At 63.4% G+C, this 18,856-nt stretch carries 19 protein-coding genes; 11 read left to right on the top strand and 8 right to left on the bottom strand.

What is annotated here, in order from left to right; genetic code table 11:
- Positions 1-114 precede the first annotated feature (114 nt).
- Both ACDK93_RS03490 and ACDK93_RS03495 read right to left on the bottom strand, forming a co-directional pair.
- Positions 115-894: a TIGR00266 family protein gene (locus ACDK93_RS03490; protein ID WP_458071201.1), complete on the bottom strand. Its 780-nt coding sequence runs from the start codon at positions 892-894 to the stop codon at positions 115-117.
- 262 nt (positions 895-1,156) lie between these two features.
- Positions 1,157-2,719 (bottom strand): histidine kinase famiy protein, encoded by a 1,563-nt coding sequence (locus ACDK93_RS03495; RefSeq protein ID WP_458072330.1) that lies wholly within the window; start codon positions 2,717-2,719, stop codon positions 1,157-1,159.
- 58 nt (positions 2,720-2,777) lie between these two features.
- On the opposite strand from ACDK93_RS03495, the gene ACDK93_RS03500 reads away from it, so the two are divergent.
- From ACDK93_RS03500 to ACDK93_RS03510, 3 genes are all read left to right on the top strand, one after another.
- Complete coding sequence (locus ACDK93_RS03500; RefSeq protein ID WP_458071202.1) at positions 2,778-3,446, top strand: GFA family protein; 669 nt, start codon at positions 2,778-2,780, stop codon at positions 3,444-3,446.
- An 82-nt stretch (positions 3,447-3,528) separates the two neighbouring features.
- The gene (locus ACDK93_RS03505) at positions 3,529-4,107 is read left to right on the top strand and encodes a transglycosylase SLT domain-containing protein (RefSeq protein WP_458071203.1); all 579 of its coding nucleotides are present in this window, start codon (positions 3,529-3,531) and stop codon (positions 4,105-4,107) included.
- Between the two features lie 204 nt (positions 4,108-4,311).
- Positions 4,312-5,112 carry a transporter gene (locus ACDK93_RS03510; RefSeq protein WP_458071204.1) on the top strand — a complete coding sequence of 267 codons (801 nt, stop codon included), beginning with the start codon at positions 4,312-4,314 and terminating at the stop codon, positions 5,110-5,112.
- Between the two features lie 174 nt (positions 5,113-5,286).
- Here the strand turns inward: ACDK93_RS03510 and ACDK93_RS03515 are convergent, their stop codons facing one another.
- Positions 5,287-5,598 carry a putative quinol monooxygenase gene (locus ACDK93_RS03515; protein WP_458071205.1) on the bottom strand — a complete coding sequence of 104 codons (312 nt, stop codon included), beginning with the start codon at positions 5,596-5,598 and terminating at the stop codon, positions 5,287-5,289.
- 165 nt (positions 5,599-5,763) lie between these two features.
- Here ACDK93_RS03515 and ACDK93_RS03520 point away from each other — a divergent pair, with 165 nt between their 5' ends.
- Positions 5,764-6,681 carry a M14 family metallopeptidase gene (locus tag ACDK93_RS03520; protein WP_458071206.1) on the top strand — a complete coding sequence of 306 codons (918 nt, stop codon included), beginning with the start codon at positions 5,764-5,766 and terminating at the stop codon, positions 6,679-6,681.
- Positions 6,682-6,689: 8 nt separating this feature from the next.
- Here ACDK93_RS03520 and ACDK93_RS03525 read toward each other — a convergent pair whose 3' ends face one another.
- Positions 6,690-7,541 carry a lysophospholipid acyltransferase family protein gene (locus tag ACDK93_RS03525; RefSeq protein ID WP_458071207.1) on the bottom strand — a complete coding sequence of 284 codons (852 nt, stop codon included), beginning with the start codon at positions 7,539-7,541 and terminating at the stop codon, positions 6,690-6,692.
- A gap of 304 nt (positions 7,542-7,845) precedes the next feature.
- Between ACDK93_RS03525 and ACDK93_RS03530 the strand changes: the two genes are divergently transcribed.
- A complete protein-coding gene (locus tag ACDK93_RS03530) occupies positions 7,846-8,067 on the top strand; it encodes a TonB-dependent receptor (protein WP_458071208.1) in 222 nt (73 codons plus the stop codon).
- 136 nt (positions 8,068-8,203) lie between these two features.
- On the opposite strand, the gene ACDK93_RS03535 is transcribed toward ACDK93_RS03530, so the two are convergent.
- Entirely contained in the window at positions 8,204-8,731 is a 528-nt protein-coding gene (locus ACDK93_RS03535) for an SRPBCC family protein (RefSeq protein ID WP_458071209.1), read from the bottom strand.
- Between the two features lie 320 nt (positions 8,732-9,051).
- Here ACDK93_RS03535 and ACDK93_RS03540 point away from each other — a divergent pair, with 320 nt between their 5' ends.
- A complete protein-coding gene (locus ACDK93_RS03540; protein ID WP_458071210.1) occupies positions 9,052-9,579 on the top strand; it encodes a BLUF domain-containing protein in 528 nt (175 codons plus the stop codon).
- Here the strand turns inward: ACDK93_RS03540 and ACDK93_RS03545 are convergent.
- Positions 9,566-10,429: an NmrA family NAD(P)-binding protein gene (locus tag ACDK93_RS03545; RefSeq protein ID WP_458071211.1), complete on the bottom strand. Its 864-nt coding sequence runs from the start codon at positions 10,427-10,429 to the stop codon at positions 9,566-9,568. The two genes, ACDK93_RS03540 and ACDK93_RS03545, sit on opposite strands and share 14 nt — an antisense overlap.
- A gap of 178 nt (positions 10,430-10,607) precedes the next feature.
- On the opposite strand from ACDK93_RS03545, the gene ACDK93_RS03550 reads away from it, so the two are divergent.
- From ACDK93_RS03550 to ACDK93_RS03565, 4 genes are all read left to right on the top strand, one after another.
- Positions 10,608-11,510 carry a LysR family transcriptional regulator gene (locus ACDK93_RS03550; protein ID WP_458071212.1) on the top strand — a complete coding sequence of 301 codons (903 nt, stop codon included), beginning with the start codon at positions 10,608-10,610 and terminating at the stop codon, positions 11,508-11,510.
- Between the two features lie 93 nt (positions 11,511-11,603).
- The gene (locus ACDK93_RS03555) at positions 11,604-12,974 is read left to right on the top strand and encodes a peptide MFS transporter (RefSeq protein ID WP_458071213.1); all 1,371 of its coding nucleotides are present in this window, start codon (positions 11,604-11,606) and stop codon (positions 12,972-12,974) included.
- Between the two features lie 114 nt (positions 12,975-13,088).
- Positions 13,089-13,607, top strand: coding sequence for a MarR family winged helix-turn-helix transcriptional regulator (locus ACDK93_RS03560; RefSeq protein WP_458071214.1), 519 nt, complete (start codon positions 13,089-13,091; stop codon positions 13,605-13,607).
- Positions 13,608-13,615: 8 nt separating this feature from the next.
- Positions 13,616-15,121 (top strand): DHA2 family efflux MFS transporter permease subunit, encoded by a 1,506-nt coding sequence (locus ACDK93_RS03565; RefSeq protein ID WP_458071215.1) that lies wholly within the window; start codon positions 13,616-13,618, stop codon positions 15,119-15,121.
- 388 nt (positions 15,122-15,509) lie between these two features.
- On the opposite strand, the gene ACDK93_RS03570 is transcribed toward ACDK93_RS03565, so the two are convergent.
- A complete protein-coding gene (locus ACDK93_RS03570; RefSeq protein WP_458071216.1) occupies positions 15,510-16,907 on the bottom strand; it encodes an Hsp70 family protein in 1,398 nt (465 codons plus the stop codon).
- Positions 16,908-17,023: 116 nt separating this feature from the next.
- The gene (locus ACDK93_RS03575; RefSeq protein WP_458071217.1) at positions 17,024-17,932 is read right to left on the bottom strand and encodes a LysR family transcriptional regulator; all 909 of its coding nucleotides are present in this window, start codon (positions 17,930-17,932) and stop codon (positions 17,024-17,026) included.
- A 139-nt stretch (positions 17,933-18,071) separates the two neighbouring features.
- On the opposite strand from ACDK93_RS03575, the gene ACDK93_RS03580 reads away from it, so the two are divergent.
- Positions 18,072-18,833, top strand: coding sequence for an SDR family NAD(P)-dependent oxidoreductase (locus tag ACDK93_RS03580; protein ID WP_458071218.1), 762 nt, complete (start codon positions 18,072-18,074; stop codon positions 18,831-18,833).
- The last annotated feature ends 23 nt before the right edge of the window (positions 18,834-18,856 follow it).

Below are 18,856 nucleotides of genomic sequence, written 5' to 3' on the forward strand. Positions count from 1 at the left end.
GGTCGCTGGACAACTTCGATGGCGTTGCCGATGCCCCGCATGGCGGGGATCGACGAGTCACGGCGGCCGTTTACGCCGCCGCAGGCCGACAGCCTAGCCTGGTCCGGCCGTGGATCAGTTGTCGTTATTGTTGAGCATCGAGCCGACGATGCCGCCGAGCAGGCCGCCGCCGATACCGACCGACGTTGCCCTTCCGCCGCCGCTGTTGCTGGAGGGCAGGTATTCGGCGATCTGGTGGGCGAGACGGGAGATGGGCAGCGTCTGCAGCCACACGGTGCCGGGGCCGGTCAGCGCGGCGAGAAAAATGCCGTCGCCGCCGAAGATCGCGTTCTTGATGCCGGGCACCGTGGTGATCTGAAAACTCACCGACGCCTGGAAGGCGCCGACGTGGCCGGGGTGCACGCGCAGGGTTTCGCCGGGTGCCAGATTTTTCTGGATGAGTTCACCGGAAAGCTCCAGCCATGCCGTGCCGTTGCCGCCGATCTTCTGCAGCAGGAAGCCGTCGCCGCCGAAGATGCCTGCACCCAGCGATTGCTGAAACCCGACGCCCAGCGTGACCTGCGGCGTCGCGCAGAGAAAACCGTGGCGATGCACCATGTACTCGTTGGACGGACTCACCGGCACCGGCACGATATGCCCGGGCACCTTGGTGGCAAAGGCGACCTCACCGGGTCGCTGCACGGCGCGGTATTCGGTCATGAAGAAGCTGCCGCCGCCGACGGCGCGCTTGAACATGCCCATCAGTCCGCCGCCGCCGCCCATCTGGGTGTGCGTGGTCATCTGGATCGATGAGGTCATCCACGACAGCTCGCCGCTCTCGGCGAATACGCTGTCATTGGGATCGAGCTGCACTTCCAGCACGGGCATGACCGTGCCCTGGATACGGGTCTGCATGAGTCGCTCTCCTGACGTTGGCGGTATCTGTTTGTCCCCTGGGCTGCAAAGGCCATCGGCCGTTCCAGCCTGACTTGCGGATAGTACGCCGACGCTAAACGAAAGCGAGTGCCGGGCGCTGCGGTGGTGGCCACTGGTGCGATTGGGTGCGCACTTCGGTGCGCCTTGTCGCCGCCATCAAGGCGGCACAGAGCGCTGATTCCCGCGCTGTCGTGACGTGGCGCGGGCAAGCACATGCTGGCGCATCCCGCCGCGCGACGTGTCAGCTCACGCCCGTATGCCCGCCCAGAACGATCTTCACCTTGCGTGCCAGTTCGGAACGACCGTACGGTTTGTGGATGACGTCGAATTCGCTGCCGCGCGCATCGGTACGCTCGATGGACGAGTCGGCATAGCCGGTGGTCAGCAGCACCTTGAGGCGGGGCAGACGTTGGCAGGCCTTGCGCGCGAGGATCACGCCGTTCATCCCGCCGGGCATGATCAGGTCGGTGAAGAGCAGGTCGACATTCGCCTCGGTGTCGATGGCGTTCAATGCATCGGCCGCATTGTTCGCGATGGTGACGCGATAACCGTATTCCTCGAGAATGTCTCTGGCCAGCAAGGCCACGTCCTCGCGATCCTCTACCACCAGGATATGTTCGCGGCCGCTGTGCGGCACGACTTTTTCCTTCAGCGCGGCGGCCGGCGAGTGCTCCAGCGCATCGCTGGCCGGGAAGAACAGGCGCACGCAGGTGCCGACGTTTTCCTCGGAGTCGATCATCACCGTACCGCCGGACTGGCGCGCAAAGCCGTAAACCATCGAGAGACCGAGTCCGGTGCCTTTACCCTCTTCCTTGGTGGTGAAAAACGGATCCATCACGCGCTTCTTGATTTCCGCCGGCATGCCGGCACCGTTGTCCGAGATGGCGATGACCACGTATTTGCCGGGTTTGAGGTCGATGCTGTCGTATTCGTTGCCGTGGACCACGCTGACGTTTTCCGTCTTGATGCGTATGAGCTGATCGTCGCGCCCAGTCATCGCATCGCGCGCATTGATGACTATATTGAGCATGGCCACTTCGCACTGCGTGGAGTCGATGCGCGCGTTCAACAGATCGGGCGCCAGATCCAGCTCCAGTTCCGCCGACTCGCCGAGCGCACGTGACATCATCTCGTGCATGTTGGCGATCAAGTGGTTGACGTTGACCATGCGCCCCTCGAGTTGCTGCTTGCGCGCAAACGCCAGCAGCTGCTTCGTCAATGTGCCGGCGCGATCCACCGCTTTCTGGCAGATGTCGATCTGGCGATGCAGTTTCGGCCGGTCGATCTCGGCACGTTCGATGCCATGTCCAATACCTTCGAGAAAGCCGGTGAGCACCTGCAGGATATTGTTGAAGTCGTGCGCAATGCCGCCGGTGAGCTGTCCCAGCGCTTCCATTTTCTGCGACTGGCGCAGCGCGTCTTCGGCGTCGCGGCGACGGCTGACGTCGAGCTGCGAAGCGAAGAAATACACAAGGTTGCCCTGCTTGTCGTACACCGGCGAAATGAACAGTGCGTTCCAGAAAGTGGAGCCGTCCTTGCGATAGTTGAGAATTTCGGTGGCGTACTCGCGCCGCTGCTGCACGGCTGCGCGAATGCCCGCGACGGCCTCGGTATCGGTGTCCTTGCCCTGCAGAAAGCGGCAGTTCTGCCCGACGATTTCATCCATCGCGTAGCCGGTCATACGGAGAAACGCCTTGTTGGCGAAAATCACCGGGTTGTCGGGTCGATGCGGATCGGTCACGGTCATCGGCATGCGGGTGATTTCGACGGCCGCAAAAAACATGTCTTCGCCTGGATGATCCATGCCCTTGTAGGAGATGGCGGCGGAACAATCGGGCGGGTTGACGTCGGTCGATTCAGTCATGCGTTCGCTCTGCTTCTATGTATCGATACAAGGGGATTGGTCTGGCCTCGCTGGCGGTCGGTTATCGACCCGCGATGAGTCGCCGGGGGTTGGCCACAAATATTTCGACGGCATTCGCGCGTCACAAGGCGGGCTTCACGCGGCGTCGATGTTTGCGCGCCCGTTCGTTAAGCTCGGTGAAGAAGATGTGCCCGAACAAAACGTTCCCGAGCTGCGTTTCGAGCGCTGTAGCTGCGCACCGGGGTCAGTCAGCATGGAGTTTTTGATGGAGCTAGCGATGATTGATGGTGCCTGCCACTGCGGCACGGTGCGGTGGCATCTCGACCGCACGCCCGATAGTGCGACCGCGTGCAACTGCACGATCTGCCGCCGCTACGGCGTGCTCTGGGCTTACGGTCACGAGAACGAAGGCATTCGAATCTCGGGACACACGCAAACCTACTGGCGCGGTGGCGGGATCGAATTCCACTTCTGCTCCGCGTGCGGCTGCGTCGCGTATTGGCGCGCTCGCGCGGCGGATGCATCCGGCCGCCGTCGGATCGGCGTCAATCTGCGCATGGCGGAGCCCGAGTCGGTAGCGCGCATTCCCGTTGAGCATCTCGACGGACTGGAGACCTTCGAGCCGCTGCCGCGCGATGGTCGGTGTGTCGGCGATTATTGGTTCTAGCGCGTGTTTTCGGCAGTGAGCGCATCATGAGTGCGCCACCGGCTGCTAACCTGCGGGCATGTATAGAGCCTCGCATTCCACGATGATCGGACGACTCGGCCTATCCCTTTTCGTATGTGGCCTGCTGATGTTGAGCGGGTGCGCGACCACCGCCCCGCCGCGCAACACGCAGAGCATTTGCCAGGTCTTCGATCAATACCCGGGCTGGTATCGCGATGCTCTGGCAGCACAGAAGCGTTGGGGTACGCCGGTGAACGTGCTGATGGCCTTCGTGCAGCGCGAATCCGACTTCCGCGGCAAGGCGCGCCCGGATCGGCCGCACTTTCTCTTTATTCCTTTGCCGCGCCGTTCCAGCGCCTACGGCTACGCGCAGGCGCAGGACCCGGTGTGGAAGGAGTATCGGAAGGAAAACAGCGGCTGGTTCAAGAGCCGCAAAAACATGAACAACTCGCTCGATTTTCTCGGCTGGTACACCGACCGCATCCACCGCGAGCTGGGCATCTCGAAGTGGGATCCGAAGAATCTATACCTCGCCTATCACGAGGGCATCGGCGGCTATCGCAGCGGCCAGTGGAAGCGCGATGCCCACCTGCTGCAGACCGCCGACGTCGTTGACCACCTCGCACGCGACTACGGTGCGCAGCTGCGGCAATGCAGATAGAACGTCCTGGCTCGCGGCGAGGCTGAACGGCGTTCCGATGATTTGGCCGTCCAAACAGGCGTGCTCGATATACGCATTGTTTACACTGAAGGGCAGAAAAAATGCGCTCCCGTTATGGCCGGGGATGTAAGTTCTTGCGACACCCCTCGCGCGCAGATCGATCACGTATTTGCCTGTCGTGCTCAACGCCATGCCGGATAGCTCATGAAAAAAACGCTTTTCCTTCTTGCGGCGGCGCTGCTTAGCCAGAGCCCGCTCGTTGCCCAGTCCCAGACGGCTGACACTACGCCTATCTGTACCGATCGTCCGACCAAGGCAAATGCGACCTGCACCGTGCCACAGGGCAGCTGGCAGCTCGAAACCGATATCGGCAACAGCACGCACGATCAGCAGGGCGGTATGAGCACCGATACCCTCTATTACCTCAATCCCTATCTCAAATACGGCCTCAACGATTACCAGGATATCGAGATCAGCTGGGCGCCGGCCGTCCGTCTGCGCACTAAGGAAGACGGCCAGACACACACCGATTCCGGTGTCGGCGACGTCTACTTGAGGCTGAAGTCGCGGCTGTTCAACAACGACACCGTCAGCCTTGCGCTGATTCCCTTCATCAAGGTACCCACTGCATCGCATGGGCTGGGCAACGACCGCTGGGAGGGTGGCCTGGCTGTGCCGATTGGCGTGGCGTTGCCGCAGGGTTTTTCCCTGACGCTCGGGCCGGAACTCGATGTCTTGGCCGATAGCGATGGTCACGGCCACCACGCGGCCGTGACGGGCCTGGTCAACGTTTCACATGCGCTGAGCAGTCGGCTGAGTTTTGCCGTGGAGCTGTGGGCTCAGGACAACCGCGATCCAGTCCGTACGGTTCATCAGCGCTCGGCCGACGCGGCGCTGATCTTTCTGGTGAACCCGACCCTGCAGCTGGATATCGGCGCCAACTTTGGGCTCAACAACAGCGCGCCGGACAGCCAGATGTATCTTGGACTCTCGCACCGCTTCTAAAAACCGCTGGCGAGCCGGAGCCTGGTCGGTGTTCATCTTTCAACGCAGGTTGACGCGCAGGTTCGGCCTGCTGCTGGACACATCGAACCTGCTGTGATCGAGCAGGCGCGAAGGTCTGCCAGTGGCGTTGGAGGGATGGTGCCTCGACCAACCGCGCACCACCCAAACGCCACCTCAGGCGTCACGCATCACGTGCAGTACGCGGCTGGCAATCAGGTGGCCCGCCTCTTCGCCGTACTTGCGCATATGGTCGGTTGCCGCGTGCGCGTCCAGTGCCTCCACGCTGGCCCACTTTTCGATGACGACATAAGTGTCGGCACCGATGGCCTCGCGCGCGCCATCGAGTCCGGCGTCGTTGTCGATGATGGGGCGGTATTCGATACAGCCGTCTTCGCTGTGCACGACCGGCACCACAGTGAGAAAGTGCTCCAGCAGTTCGCTGCGGTGACCGGGCTTGGCGGTGATGATGGCGACAACATGAATCATTTCGGTCTGCTCCAGATGGGGGAGTGCAAGCTACCAAGGTGGGCATTCAGATCGAGTGAGGCCAGCGGCATGGCTTGGCGGTGAAAATTGCCGATAGCGGCCGATTCGCCGTTTCCTGCAATGCTAAAGTGCCTTGATTGATCTCACTGCAGGACAAGACGCGCGATGAAGACAGAAGCCGCTTACGCCATCGGCACACCTGGACGTCCCTGGGGTGCCGCCGAAGTTGCCCAGTGGGTGTCGCGTCAGGTGGTTCGGCGCAGTTACATGGCGGACGTGGTCGGCGTGATCGATGGTTTTCGCGCGCGCTTCGACGTGTCGGAGTACGGCCGGGTCGAGTATGCGCCGGACAGCTATCCGCTGTTCGCGATCAAGAGCCTGGACTGGCGCGAAGGCCTTCCCGTTGTGCTTGTGACCGGTGGCGTGCACGGTTACGAAACCAGTGGCGTGCACGGCGCGCTGCAGTTCATCGATCAGCAGATGGCACGGTACGCGGGGCGGCTCAACATCCTCGTGGCGCCGTGCGTCAGTCCTTGGGCGTACGAACGAATTCACCGCTGGAACGCGCTCGCGCTCGACCCGAACCGCTGCTTTCGCGACGACAGCCCGGCACAGGAATCGGCCGCCCTGATGCGTCTGGTCGCGCCCCTGCGCGATCTCGTTGTGATGCATATCGACCTGCACGAGACCACCGACAGCGACGAGTCCGAATTTCGCCCGGCGCTGGCAGCGCGCGATGGCATCGACTACGAGCCGGACGCCATTCCGGATGGCTTCTACCTGGTCGACGACAGCGAGCGTCCGCAGCCCGCGTTCCAGCAGGCGGTGATAGCAGCAGTGTCCAACGTCACCCACATCGCCCCCGCCGATGCCCGCGGCGAAATCATCGGTTCACCGATGGTCGCGCCGGGCGTCATCGAGTACTCGCTGAAAAAGCTCGGCCTGTGTGCACGCATCACCAACGCACCCTACGTCACCACCACCGAGGTCTATCCCGACAGCACCCGCGCCACGCCCGAGCAATGCAACGCTGCGCAGGTAGCCGCTGTGTGTGCGGCGATCGATTTTGTGCTGGCCGCGTAGGGGTGAGTTCAGTCCGATGAGCTTGTGCGTGTGACCAGCGGGATCGGAGCTTGGCTTATGGAGAGCCCAGCCGCCACGATGTCATGCACCCGCGCCGCCAATGCCTTGCGGTCGGTTCCGGGTGGAATGGCGATCGGCTCGTGGAAGGTCACGCGCACCAGCGCGCCGGACATGCGAAAAAAACGGCTGACGTGCGGGCCGGCTTCCATGCCGCCGTGGAAGGCGTAGCCGTCCCGATCACCGCCATCGGATAGCGCGCGGCCGTCGACGGAAACGACGTCCAGCGTGAACGGCTGCAGCTGCCACGCCTGTGCGGCGGCCTGCGGACCGAGAAACGGCGCAAGCAGGCTCGACTTGAACGGCGCGACCTGTTCGCCGGATGAGGTGGTGCCCTCGGCGAACAGCACCAGGTCGTGATCGGGGCGCATCTGTGCGGCGATGGCGGCCGCCACGCTGGCCGTGTCCTGCCGGCGTCGGCTGATGAAGACCGTTTGACCGAGGCCGCCGATAAAGCGCACGCCCGGCCAGCTTTCCATGTCGTCCTTGGCGATAAAGCGAGCGCGCAGGATGCTCCCCAGCAGCACGATGTCGTAATGTGAAATGTGGTTGCCGACAAACAGCGTGCCGCCCGTGTCGCGCGGTGTGCCGACGATCTCCAGCCGCAGCCCCATCGCACGGCGCAGGCAGATGAACCAGAAGCGCGGCAGCACAAACGAGGCGCGCCCGCGGGTGAAGCGCATGAACAGCCACTGCGGCGGCATCAGCACTGCGCTCGCCAGCAGAATCGCGGCAATCTTGAGGCCGGCCCGCAGCGAAGCGAAAGTGGCGCTGGTTTTGGGGCGTGTGCGGTCGATGTTCATGCGTTAGCTACATAGTATCCAGGCGTGGCGGAAGCAGGCGGCCATGGCGCGCGCGGATTGCGTATTGTCCACTGCCGTCGGCTCGCTTTGTCGATGATGGAGTTGACTGTCGGGCCGGTAAGCTCTGGCGTGCTAATGGCGAGGACCGCCAGATGCGTTATCCGCCATGGTTTGTATTCACCCGCCGCTGCAAGATCGACCACTCGTTCGTTTTCCTTTTTTTGCTGGCGTACGTCATGTGGCTCCCCCGAAGAGGCGACAAGGGTCTATGCTCGTGCTCTGTACCTGCTCAGAGGCATCCGTCATGAGCAACGTCGCCGGCAAGACCAGCAACGGCTATAAGTACGAAGGCGACCATCATCCGGGCAGTTCCGGCCGGGTCAACTGGACGGCAACGTATCGCCTGAAGGGCGAGTTCGCCGGCATCCGTTATGGGCTGGTGTACGACATGCTCGGCGTTTCCACTGATGGTGTGGACAGCGTGGTGAAAAGCGATATCGAAACGGTGTGGACGAACGCGGCCTGATCGGCTGCTGTTTTCATCCGTCATCCAGTCACACGGGTTGCGCGCATCCCGACTCATCAAAAAGGCCTGCCGAAGCGCTTCGCACGCGTCGGCAGGCCCATTCCATTGGCACGCCGGCTGTGGCCGGCCGCGTGTCTTACGGGGTCTCAACCACCTTCTTCAGGTTGTCCAGACCGGTTTGGTACACGCCGCTGATAACCTTCGTCGCGGTCGCGTCATTGGCATCGTCGGCGGGTTTGGGGCCGGTGTCCTTGCGCTTGAAGGTGCCCGACCAGATGACCCTGGCGCTGCCCTTGCCGGCGGCGACGACCCGGAAGGTCGACGTATACGATGTCACCGGCAGCACGCCATCAACGATGACGTACTTGAACTTGTGGCCCTTGTCGTTGAAGGCGATCAGCTTTTCGTGGACCTTGCCGCCGTCGCCGAGCGTGAGCTGGCGTTCCGCACCGGGCTGGTTATCCGTACCGGCCACGATCTCGTCCTTGGCCACCGCAGGATGCCAGGTGTTCAGCGCACCGAAGTCCTTGGCCTTGGCCCACACTGCATCCGGCGTGGCGTGGATGACCACGCTTTTGCTGACCTTGAGCAACGGCGCAGCGGCCAGGCCGATACCGGGTAATGCCACGAGCGCCAAAAACGCAATCTTGTGAAATCTTTTCATGAAAGACGACCCCTTGATTGGTGGATGCCGGAGCGCGGGGCGACCCTGCCGATCCCGGGTGCCGGACCGGGCGAATCTGACACAAAGCCCGGCCGGCGGCTTGCCGCACTGCAGCGTTGCACAGTGGTGTCCGGTTGCCCTGCCGGCCTCATGCGAACCCGATGGAGCGCCAGCGGCGCCGCCCCATCGGGCTATCCGCGTGTTTTTGTGCATTCCCCGCCGAATGTTCTGGCAAAAATTGGCACGGGACTTCAGCATGCCAGCATGCTGGCAGCAGCATCACGCGCGGTGATTGCCAGACCACAGGTTCAACTACACCCATGACTGATTTGAAAGCCGTTGCCTACGTAAGCCGATCAGCGCCACCCATGCGCGCCCGCGATCTGGAGTGTTTGCTGATGGACGCGCGCGCGTTCAATGAAAAACTGCGGGTAACCGGCGCATTGCTGCATCACGACGGCAGGTTCTTCCAGTATCTCGAAGGGCCGTCCTCATCGGTTGACAGCGTCTATCAGCGGATCAGGCATTGCGGCAAGCACGGGGATTTGGTCGAGCTGTTGAATCATCCCATCGCCACCCGGCAGTTCGTGCGCTGGCATATGGCGTTCAGCGAGGCGCCGCTGACCACGCTGCAGGCGCCGACCAACGAAATCTGGGCGATGAAATTGCCTGCGCTGAATCAGCAGCAGGCGCTTTCGCCGGGTCTGCAGCTGCTGATGAACTTCTGGGAGCCGATGCAGCGCGTGAACGCTACCGACTACGCGCAGCGCGTGCAGTCTCGATCGGATGATGGCGCTTTTGCCAATTGCTCGTGCACGCTTTGCCGATCATGCATCAACTGCGCATGACCAGTTGGGCGATCACCGTATCGAGCGCGGTGTTGCCTTTGCGCACATCGGCGTCATCGGATTCGAAGCGTATCCAGCCTTGGTTGAACCCGTCGATCATCTGCGCACGCGGCGTGGGGTTCTTCATGCCCTGGCTTGTGAACAGGTCGATCCAGCTATCGCGCGGCACGACCGCGGCCTTCACAGGGTGACCCAGCACTCTGGCGAAGGCGGCGGCCAGCTGATTCGGTGAGACGCGCTGCGGTCCTTCCAGTTCGACGATACGCGAGCCGGCCCATGTTTCCTGCAGCAATTCGGCAGCAAGCTTGCCGATATCGCCGGTGGCAACCATCGGAAAGGCCTTGTCCAGTGGCTGGAGAAAGCTTCGTAGTACGCCTTCTTCGCGTGCGGCCGGCACATCCCAGAGCGCGTTCTCCATAAACCATGCGGCGCGCAAAAAGGTTACAGGTGACGGCAGTTCGGCCAGGCTCGCTTCCATCATGCCCAGCAGGTTGAGCAGGTTGGGTTGGCTGGCCTGGGCGCCGATGGTGGATAAACAGACGATGCGCGGCGGGCGCGTGATTTTCAACGCTGCATGCAGTGAAGCAAGCATGGCGTTGCCTTCGATAAAGCCGGGGCTGGGATCGAATATCGGCGGCAGCAGTACAAACACACCATCGACGCCTTGAAAGGCGTTGGTGAGTGCTGCAACGTCGTTGACGTCGGCGACGCCGATCTCGCAGCCGCGCGATTCCCACCGCTTGGCCTTTTCTGTGTCACGTACGACGGCGCGAACCGTAAGACCCTGCGCGATCAGGGTTTCGGCGACGGCGCTGCCGACCTGGCCGGTGATTCCGGTGATGGCATACATGATGATGTTCCTCGTTGTGGTCGACTGAAATCCGAGCCGTTCGCGCCAGGCCGTTCGGGGCCGACGGCGCAGCTGTGCGAATTGCGCTCGCAATACGGGCAAGATTAGCGACAAGAAGATCTTGACTGAAGATCACTTTTTTCAGATCTTTCATGACTGAGAATCATGAGTGGACAACATGGCCTTCGACGGGAAAATGCTCGCCAACCTGGGTGTGCTGGCAGCGGTCGTGGAGTCGGGCAACTTTGCGCGCGCGGCGGATGCGCTTGGCATGACGGCCTCGGGCGTGAGCCGTGCCATCAGCCGCATGGAGGCGCGACTCGGTGTTCGGCTGCTGCACCGAACGACCCGCTCGATTACGCTGACCGATGAAGGCGAACGCTTCTACGCCGAGGTGCAGCCGCTGCTGGTGGGCATCGAGGAGGCGGCGTCGCACGCCGGCAGCGCGTCGGCGTCCGTGCGCGGCCGGCTGCGGATCAATGCGGACCCTTTGTTTTCACGGGAAGTGCTGGCGCCGAAATTGCCGGCGTTCATGGCGCGTCATCCGGAGCTGGAAATCGAGCTGATCACCCGCGACGAGCTGGGCGACATGATCGGCGATGGCATCGACGTGGCAGTGCGCTTCGGTGTTCCGCCATCGTCATCGCTGGTGGCAAGGCTGTTGCTGGAGACGCGCATCATCACGGTGGCGTCGCCGGCGTATCTGAAAAAGCACGGACACCCCAGGACGCCTACCGAGATCGCCAGCCACACGTGTATCCAGTTTCGCGACTCGCAGACGCGTCGGCCATTCGACTGGGAGTTTCGCAAGGGCCGCAAGGTTGTGCCGGTAACGACGCATGGCTCGCTGCTGGTTACCGATGCGGGAACCCTGATCAGCGCCTGCGTTGCCGGTGCCGGGCTGGCGCAGATGATGTCGCTGGGCGTGGTGCAGGATCTGATCGCCAGAAAAAAGCTGGTGCAGGTGCTGCCTGACTGGGCCGATGAGCGTTTTCCGCTGTACGCCTTTTATCCCTCACGCCATCATCCGGCTGGGAAAGTGCGCGCCTTCATCGACTTCTGCCTGGAGATACTTGCCTGACGCCGCGACTTCGTTGCTAAAAAATTACAGACGGCGTCGGCAGCTTGTGCGAATAATCACCACTTATCGATCCGCTTCTCAATTCGGGGCTTCATGGCAACCAACGTAACGACCGGCGCGAAGACGTTCTTCGGCGAACCGCGGGCTCTGGCTTTTCTCAGCTTTACCGAAGCGTGGGAGCGGTTTTCGTATTACGGCATGACCTCGATCCTCGTGCTCTACATGAGTCAGGCGCTGCTGCTGCCGGGGCATGTCGAGGGCATCGTCGGCTTCACGGCGTTTCGGGCCGGGCTGGAGTCGGTGTTTGGACCGATGACGACGCTGGGGCTCGCCTCGCAAATCATGGGGCTGTACACCGGCTTCGTGTATTTCACCCCGGTCCTCGGCGGCTGGGTGGCCGATCGCTGGCTGGGTCGGCGGCTGGCCGTGATGATCGGCGCGATGATGATGAGCGTCGGCCAGTGGGCGATGGCGTTCGACGCCTCGTTTTTGATGGCGCTGCTTTTGCTTGTGGTTGGCTGCGGATTGCTGAAGGGCAATATCTCGACTCAGGTCGGTGAGCTTTACGCCGAAACGGATGGCGAGGGCCGCACGCGCGCGTTCGCGATTTTTTCGATCGGCATCAATGTCGGCGCGGTCGTCGGTCCGCTGCTGTGCGGCCTGCTGGCGCAGCTGTACGGCTGGCATGCGGGGTTTGCGCTGGCCGGCACCCTGATGCTGATCGGCCTGTTCACCTACATCGCCGGCTTTCGCTACCTGCCGAAGGACCGGCCGCGCGCGGGCCAGCGCGAGAAAACGTCATTGACGAGACGCGAGTGGCGCGTGGTCGGCGCGCTAGGGGTTGTGGCGGCGATCACCATTTTTCAGTCCGTTGGTTATTACCAGAACACCAATCTGGCGCTGGTGTGGATCGATCGCAGCGTCGATCTGAATTTCCTCGGCTTCCACGTGCCGGTGGCCTGGTTCAACTCAATCGATCCGCTGTCCAGCATCGTTTTTGTGCCCGTGCTGTTCGCCCTTTGGCGATTTCAGGCGGCGCGCGGCAGCGAGCCGGATGATCTGGGCAAGATCGCCACGGGCGCGTGGGTAACGGCGGCAGCGAATGCGCTGCTGGCCGTGTCGTGCCTGCTCAGCACGCGCACGCCGGTGCTGGTGCCGGTGATTTACGACATCCTGCTCGGCATCGGCTTCCTCTACTACTGGCCGACCCTGCTCGCGCTGGTGTCGCGCGCGGCGCCCGCGTCGATCAAGGCGACCCTGATGGGCGCCGTGTTTCTCAGCCTGTTTACCGGCAATTTCATCATCGGCTGGCTCGGCGGTTTCTACGAGCACATGACGCCGGCCGGCTTCTGGTCCATGCATGCCGGCGTTGCGGCGGTCGGCGGTGTGCTGGCCATCGCGCTCAGCCGGCCGTTGAAGCGGATGCTGGCGGTGGATGGCATGGACGTCCAGACGTCCCGCTAAGCAACCGGACTCGCTCGATACCTGGATGAAGCGTTCGCGTGAAGCGCGCGCCGCTATAGTCGCCAATATATTTGCGACTATGCAACTATTGCGCTGTCAGCTATAATTGCGCCCATGCGCTCATCAAAGGCCTCTGACGACTCCCTCAGTCATCGCCTTATCGCCGCGATCATGCCGCTGATGAAGGGCAGCCAGGCCGAGGTGATGTCGGCTACCGCGGAATTCGAGCTCACCATGACCCAGCTGCGCATGCTGTTCGTGCTGGAGCATGCCGGGCGGGATATGGCCGTCAACGAACTCGCCGAGCAGGTGGGCGTGTCGATGGCGGCGACCGGGCGCGCGGTGGATATCGTCGTTCGCACCGGCCTGCTGTCGCGACGGGAGGACGAGAGCGACCGCCGCATCAAACGCATTGGCCTGACCGAATCCGGGCGCGCCGCGATCGTGCAGATCGGCCAGGCGCGTCGCCGCGCGGTCGAGTCCTTCGTGGCGAAACTCGATGCCGATGAGCGCGCCGCGCTCGATACGGCTGTCGCCACGCTGGGCGAACTGACCGCGCGGCATCTGCCGCTGCCGGACGTAACGCACGCGTCGCCATCGTCCGTCACGACACCTTCCAAAGTTTCCAGGTGAACAAGCTCATGCCGAATCCAAAAGCTCCTGCTGAAGCCACGCTCGATCCGCACCTGCTGCGCATCGCAGCGGTAGTGATCCTCGGCACCTTCATGTCGATTCTCGACACCACCATCGTCAATGTGGCGATCAGGGACTTATCGAAAAGCTTCAGCGCGCCGCTGGCCACGATGCAATGGATTTCCACCGGCTACATGCTGGCGCTGGCCACGGTGATTCCGCTCACCGGCTGGGCCGCCGATCGCTTCGGCACCAAGCGCCTGTACATGGCGTCGATCGGCATGTTTCTGCTGGGCTCGGCGCTGTCCGGCGCGGCGTGGTCGGCCGGTTCGCTGATCGTCTTTCGCGTGCTGCAGGGCCTGGGAGGCGGCATGATCATGCCTGCCGGCATGACGATTCTGACCCATGCGGCCGGACCGAAGCGAATGGGCCGGGTGATGGGTATCGTCGGTGTGCCGATGCTGCTGGCGCCGATCGTCGGGCCGATTCTCGGCGGCTGGCTGGTGGATGACGTGTCGTGGCGCTGGATCTTTTTCGTCAACCTGCCGATCGGCGCGATCGCGCTGTTTGCCGCCATGCGCGTGTTCGAGCGCGACGAGCCCAAGCCGCACCACGCGCTGGACTGGCCAGGCCTGCTGATGCTCTCGCCGGGGCTGGCGATCTTCGTCTACGGTTTGGCGGAAACCGCGGCCGGCTCGGGTCTGAATTCGCTCGGCGGCGGTGGCGCGGTGCTGCTCGGGCTGCTGCTGGTGATCGCCTTCGTGCTGCATGCGCGCGTGCGTACGGGCGCGCTGATCGACGTGAACATGTTTGCGCAGCGCGCCGTCGGTGCGCCGGCGCTCACCGTGTTTCTTTTCTGCACGGCGTTCTTTGGCGTGGCGCTGCTGATGCCGCTGTATTTCCAGTTGGTGCGCGGCGACTCGGCCCTGCGCGCTGGCCTGCTGCTGGCCGCACAGGGCATTGGCGCGATGATTTCGATGCCGATCGCCGCGCGCCTGACCGACAGGCTCGGCGCACGCCGCGTCGTGACGTTCGGCCTGTCGCTGGTGGCGCTGGGCATGTTGAGCCTCAGCCGGATTTCGGCCACGACGACCGTCCTTCAGGTGGAGCTGACGCTGTTCCTGATGGGCCTGGGCATGGGCTCGACCATGATGCCGGCGATGAGCGCCGCGCTGTCGTCGATCGAGCGCCACGCGGTGGCGCGCGTGACCGCCGGGCTCAACGTGCTGCAGCGGGTCGGCGGTTCGATCGGTACCGCGCTGTTGGCGGTGGTGCTATCACACGAGCTGGCCGCGGTGATGCCGGCCGGTTCGGGTGCGGCGACGGTACATACCGGCGAAGCAGTTCCGGCGCTCGCCGTTGTGAACGCGGTTCCCGCGCTGGGTGCCGCCTTCGGCCATACCTTCACCTGGTCGCTGGTCCTGGTGGTGTGTGCGCTGGCTGCCGCATTCTTTATTCGCCGCAGTTATGCCGATGCGACGACGCCCGGCGCCGCGCAGGTGATCGTCGAATAGTATGCGGGTGCCCTTAGGTTCCTCAGTAATTGGTGCCAAGGCAAGCGGATCCAGCTTTCGATCCATCCCGGTCCAGCCACTTGCCAGGGCTGGCCTTTTTGCATCCGGGTTTCGCAATGTTCCGCCGCTTTGCGATGCGGCGTGCGGTGGCGGGCGAACAACCTAAGCCCACGCTCGTGCACGACCACAGAATCCGGGCATAAAAAAACCCGCAGAGGGGAGTCTGCGGGTTCGGGGGGTTCCATCTAAGTGCGGGCTATCGGAGGGGAGCCAATGCCACGCGGTGGGAGCGATGTCTCACGACATGGGGGTTAATGTACTCTGTGGTTCGTTAATGAAACGTGACCAGAAACGAGCCAATTCACCGGGTTTTGCACATCCGACGGAACTAACCTGGATCGGCCTCACTTGCCGCCACGGCGAGCCCCGAAACCACGCCCAGCGACGGATCGCCCAGCACCAGCGGAGTCTCCGGGAAGCACGACTGCACATGCTCGCGGATCTGCGGTGAGCGCGAGGTGCCGCCGGTCAGGAAGAGGCTGGCCGGCAGCTCGGCCAGGTCGCCGCGCACGGTGGTGAGGGTCCGCTCCATCTGCAGCAGGAAGCTGTCGATGGCGGCATGAAAGTCCTCGCTGGCGAGCTCCACCGCGAGGCCGGGCTCGAGGAAGTCGAGATTGGCGCGAAAGCCGGCCGACGCGCTCAGCGTAATCTTGCTGCGCTCGGCGAGCTGGTTGAGTCGGGTGGTGGCACCGGCTTCCTGCAGGGCGCGCAGGCGCGAGCCGTAAGGCTCGTCGACAAGGCGATAGTCCTGCTGGCGGAATTCCCGCTGCTTGGGCAGGTTGTGCACGCTGGCGGCGTCGACGTAACGATGGGCCGGCATGCTGATGATGTCCTTGCCCAGCTGCGGCATGAAACTGTGCAGGCTCACATTGACGTCGAGATCGGTGCCGCCCTTGGGCAGGCCCCAGCTGCGCACGATGCGCGGCGCCTCAATGCCACCGAGCTGCGCGTGCGCCACGTCGGTCGTGCCGCCGCCGATATCCACCACCAGCACGTGCTGACGCTGCGCCAGGCTCTTGTGATAGTGCATGGCCGCCGCGGCGGGCTCTTCCAGAAAGCTCACGCTGTCGAAGCCGGCCGCGGCCGCCGCTTCGCGCAGAATCTCGATCGCCTGCAGCGAGCCCTGTGCACCCATCGAGCTGCGAAACTCCACCGGCCGTCCGATCACCGCGCCGCGCACCGGTGTGCCGAACTGCTGGCTGGCGCTGAGCCGAATGTGTTCGATGATGTGCGTGGCGATATGCACGATGACCTTGCGCACCTGCGGATCGAGCCTATAACCGAACATCGACTTGGGCGATTCGATCAGGTTGCCGCCGCCGCTTTCCAGATAACCCTCGACGGCGGCCTCGCCGAACAGCGCATGCTGAAAACTGGCGACGGATGCGGTGGCGTTGCGCGTTTGTTCTTCCATCCACTGCCGGCGCACCACGCGCAGCGCTTCGCTGCGCAGCTCATGCTCGCTGCGCGCCACCGGCGCTTGTCCGCGCCCACTCGCGGCGGTTGCCAGCTGACGCTGCTGCTGACGGGCCAGGCGCAGCTGGTTTTCGAGCTGTGCTTCCAGCGCCGGCGTCAGGGTGAAGTCGCCGGGGTCGGGCACCAGCTCGGGGAAAAACACCGCCGTACGAAACTGCTCGGCGTCGCCGAAGCGCACGAGCTTGAGTTCGCCGTCGATGATGGCGGCCGCGGCCGAATAGCTGGTGCCGAAATCGATACCGATATGCATGGGTCACGCTGTCGCTGGATGGCAACCCGGCATTATGAGGGTTGCGCCGGCGACGGCCCATGACCACGAACGTTCGGCACGGCCGCGCTCGACCGCACCTGCCGGTGAAAAGCGCGTCAGGCCAGCGGCTCCAGATGCGGCTGCAGTACCTGCGTGATCCAGGCCATGAAAGCCTGCACGCGTCGGGGCAGGTTGCGGCGGTTGGCGTAGAGCAGCGACACCGGCATCGGTTCGGCGCGGCAATCCGGCATCACTTCCACCAGCCGTCCGGCGTCGATCAGCGGCTGCAGGCCGGCCGCCGGCGCCTGGATCAAACCCAGTCCCGCGATGCATGCGGCCGTGTACGAGTCGCTGTTGTTGACGGTGATGCTGCCCGCCATCGGCAGGCTGGCGTAGCCGCTGCCGTCGGGATATTCCCAGCCCGGCGAGCGCGCGCCCAGGGTGGACACATAATGGACGAGCTGGTGCGTCGCGAGGTCGTCCAGCGTCCGCGGCGTGCCATGGCGTTCGAGGTAGGCGGGGCTGGCGCAGTTGATGATGCGGAATGCGCCCAGCGGTCGCGCGACCAGGCTGCTGTCGACCAGCGGTCCCACGCGCAGCACGCAGTCGAAGCCTTCGCGCACCAGATCCACCAGTCGATCGGTGCTGCTCAGCTCCAGCTCGAGCAGCGGATGCGCCTGCATGAATTCCGCCAGCTGCGGCAGCACGAAAAGCCGCGCCACGCCGCCGGACATGTCCACGCGCAGCCGCCCGCGCAGCGACTGTTCGCCCTGCTGGAACATCGACTGCAGCTCGTCCACATCCGCCAACAAATCCTTGCTGCGCTCGTAGAACGCCTGGCCGTCGTGCGTCATCTGCACCTTGCGCGTGGTCCGGTGCAGCAGCCGCGCGCCCAGGCTGGCCTCGAGCTGCTGCACGGCGGTCGAGGCGCTGGCTTTGGGAATGCCCAGGCTGTCGGCCGCGCGGGTAAAGCTGGTCAGTTCGGCCACCCGGATAAAGATCTGCATGGCTTCGAGCGTGTTCATACGGCGCGGCTGTCCCGGCGGGTCGGCTTATTGATCGGTTTATTTGAACATATAAATCGAATATAGACGATTTATCATCGCCAATTAGACCAATAGAGTGTGTTTATCGAATCATCCACTCACCCCCAAGGAGTCACCCATGAGGACACCATCGATTGCCATCATTACCGGCGGCAGCCGCGGCCTGGGCAAGAACACCGCCATGAAACTGGCCGAGCAGGGTACGGACGTGATCCTGACCTACCGCAGCGGTCACGAAGAGGCGCTAGCCGTTGTCGCCGCCATCCAAAAGCTTGGCCGCAAGGCCGTGGCCCTGCCGCTGGACGTCGGCAAGAGCGCCAGCTTCGACGATTTTGCTGCCACCGTTCGCGACGCGCTGGGCAAGACGTGGCAGCGCGAGAGCTTCGACTTTCTGGTCAACAACGCCGGCAACGGCCTGCAGGCCAGCATCGCCGAGACCACCGAGGCGGACTTCGACGACCTGGTCAACGTCCACTTCAAGGGCGTGTTCTTTCTCACCCAGAAACTGCTGCCGTTGATCGCCAACGGCGGGCGCATCGTGAATATTTCCAGCGGACTGGCGCGCTTCTCGTTGCCCGGCTCCGCCGCCTATGCGGCGGTGAAAGGCGCGGTAGAGGTATTGACGCGGTACATGGCCAAAGAACTCGGCTCACGCGGCATCGCGGTAAACACCGTGGCACCGGGTGCGATCGAAACCGACTTCCGGGGCGGCGCCGTACGCGACAACCCGGAGATGAAAAAGATGATCGGGTCGATGACTGCGCTCGGCCGCACCGGTTTGCCCGACGACATCGGCGGCGTGATTGCATCACTCCTGCTGCCGGCCAATGGCTGGATCAACGCCCAGCGCATTGAAGCCTCGGGCGGCATGTTCGTCTGAACCGCTCGTTGGAAGAGGGTGCC

The sequence above is a fragment of the Rhodanobacter sp. BL-MT-08 genome, from assembly GCF_054161255.1.

Bases quoted from the DNA above. Each gene is read 5' to 3' on its own strand.
- ACDK93_RS03490 (WP_458071201.1), bottom strand. From the start codon at position 894: ATGCAGACCCGTATCCAGGGCACGGTCATGCCCGTGCTGGAAGTGCAG.
- ACDK93_RS03495 (WP_458072330.1), bottom strand. From the start codon at position 2,719: ATGGATCATCCAGGCGAAGACATGTTTTTTGCGGCCGTCGAAATCACC.
- ACDK93_RS03500 (WP_458071202.1), top strand. From the start codon at position 2,778: ATGCGTTCGCTCTGCTTCTATGTATCGATACAAGGGGATTGGTCTGGC.
- ACDK93_RS03505 (WP_458071203.1), top strand. From the start codon at position 3,529: ATGATCGGACGACTCGGCCTATCCCTTTTCGTATGTGGCCTGCTGATG.
- ACDK93_RS03510 (WP_458071204.1), top strand. From the start codon at position 4,312: ATGAAAAAAACGCTTTTCCTTCTTGCGGCGGCGCTGCTTAGCCAGAGC.
- ACDK93_RS03515 (WP_458071205.1), bottom strand. From the start codon at position 5,598: ATGATTCATGTTGTCGCCATCATCACCGCCAAGCCCGGTCACCGCAGC.
- ACDK93_RS03520 (WP_458071206.1), top strand. From the start codon at position 5,764: ATGAAGACAGAAGCCGCTTACGCCATCGGCACACCTGGACGTCCCTGG.
- ACDK93_RS03525 (WP_458071207.1), bottom strand. From the start codon at position 7,541: ATGAACATCGACCGCACACGCCCCAAAACCAGCGCCACTTTCGCTTCG.
- ACDK93_RS03530 (WP_458071208.1), top strand. From the start codon at position 7,846: ATGAGCAACGTCGCCGGCAAGACCAGCAACGGCTATAAGTACGAAGGC.
- ACDK93_RS03535 (WP_458071209.1), bottom strand. From the start codon at position 8,731: ATGAAAAGATTTCACAAGATTGCGTTTTTGGCGCTCGTGGCATTACCC.
- ACDK93_RS03540 (WP_458071210.1), top strand. From the start codon at position 9,052: ATGACTGATTTGAAAGCCGTTGCCTACGTAAGCCGATCAGCGCCACCC.
- ACDK93_RS03545 (WP_458071211.1), bottom strand. From the start codon at position 10,429: ATGTATGCCATCACCGGAATCACCGGCCAGGTCGGCAGCGCCGTCGCC.
- ACDK93_RS03550 (WP_458071212.1), top strand. From the start codon at position 10,608: ATGGCCTTCGACGGGAAAATGCTCGCCAACCTGGGTGTGCTGGCAGCG.
- ACDK93_RS03555 (WP_458071213.1), top strand. From the start codon at position 11,604: ATGGCAACCAACGTAACGACCGGCGCGAAGACGTTCTTCGGCGAACCG.
- ACDK93_RS03560 (WP_458071214.1), top strand. From the start codon at position 13,089: ATGCGCTCATCAAAGGCCTCTGACGACTCCCTCAGTCATCGCCTTATC.
- ACDK93_RS03565 (WP_458071215.1), top strand. From the start codon at position 13,616: ATGCCGAATCCAAAAGCTCCTGCTGAAGCCACGCTCGATCCGCACCTG.
- ACDK93_RS03570 (WP_458071216.1), bottom strand. From the start codon at position 16,907: ATGCATATCGGTATCGATTTCGGCACCAGCTATTCGGCCGCGGCCGCC.
- ACDK93_RS03575 (WP_458071217.1), bottom strand. From the start codon at position 17,932: ATGAACACGCTCGAAGCCATGCAGATCTTTATCCGGGTGGCCGAACTG.
- ACDK93_RS03580 (WP_458071218.1), top strand. From the start codon at position 18,072: ATGAGGACACCATCGATTGCCATCATTACCGGCGGCAGCCGCGGCCTG.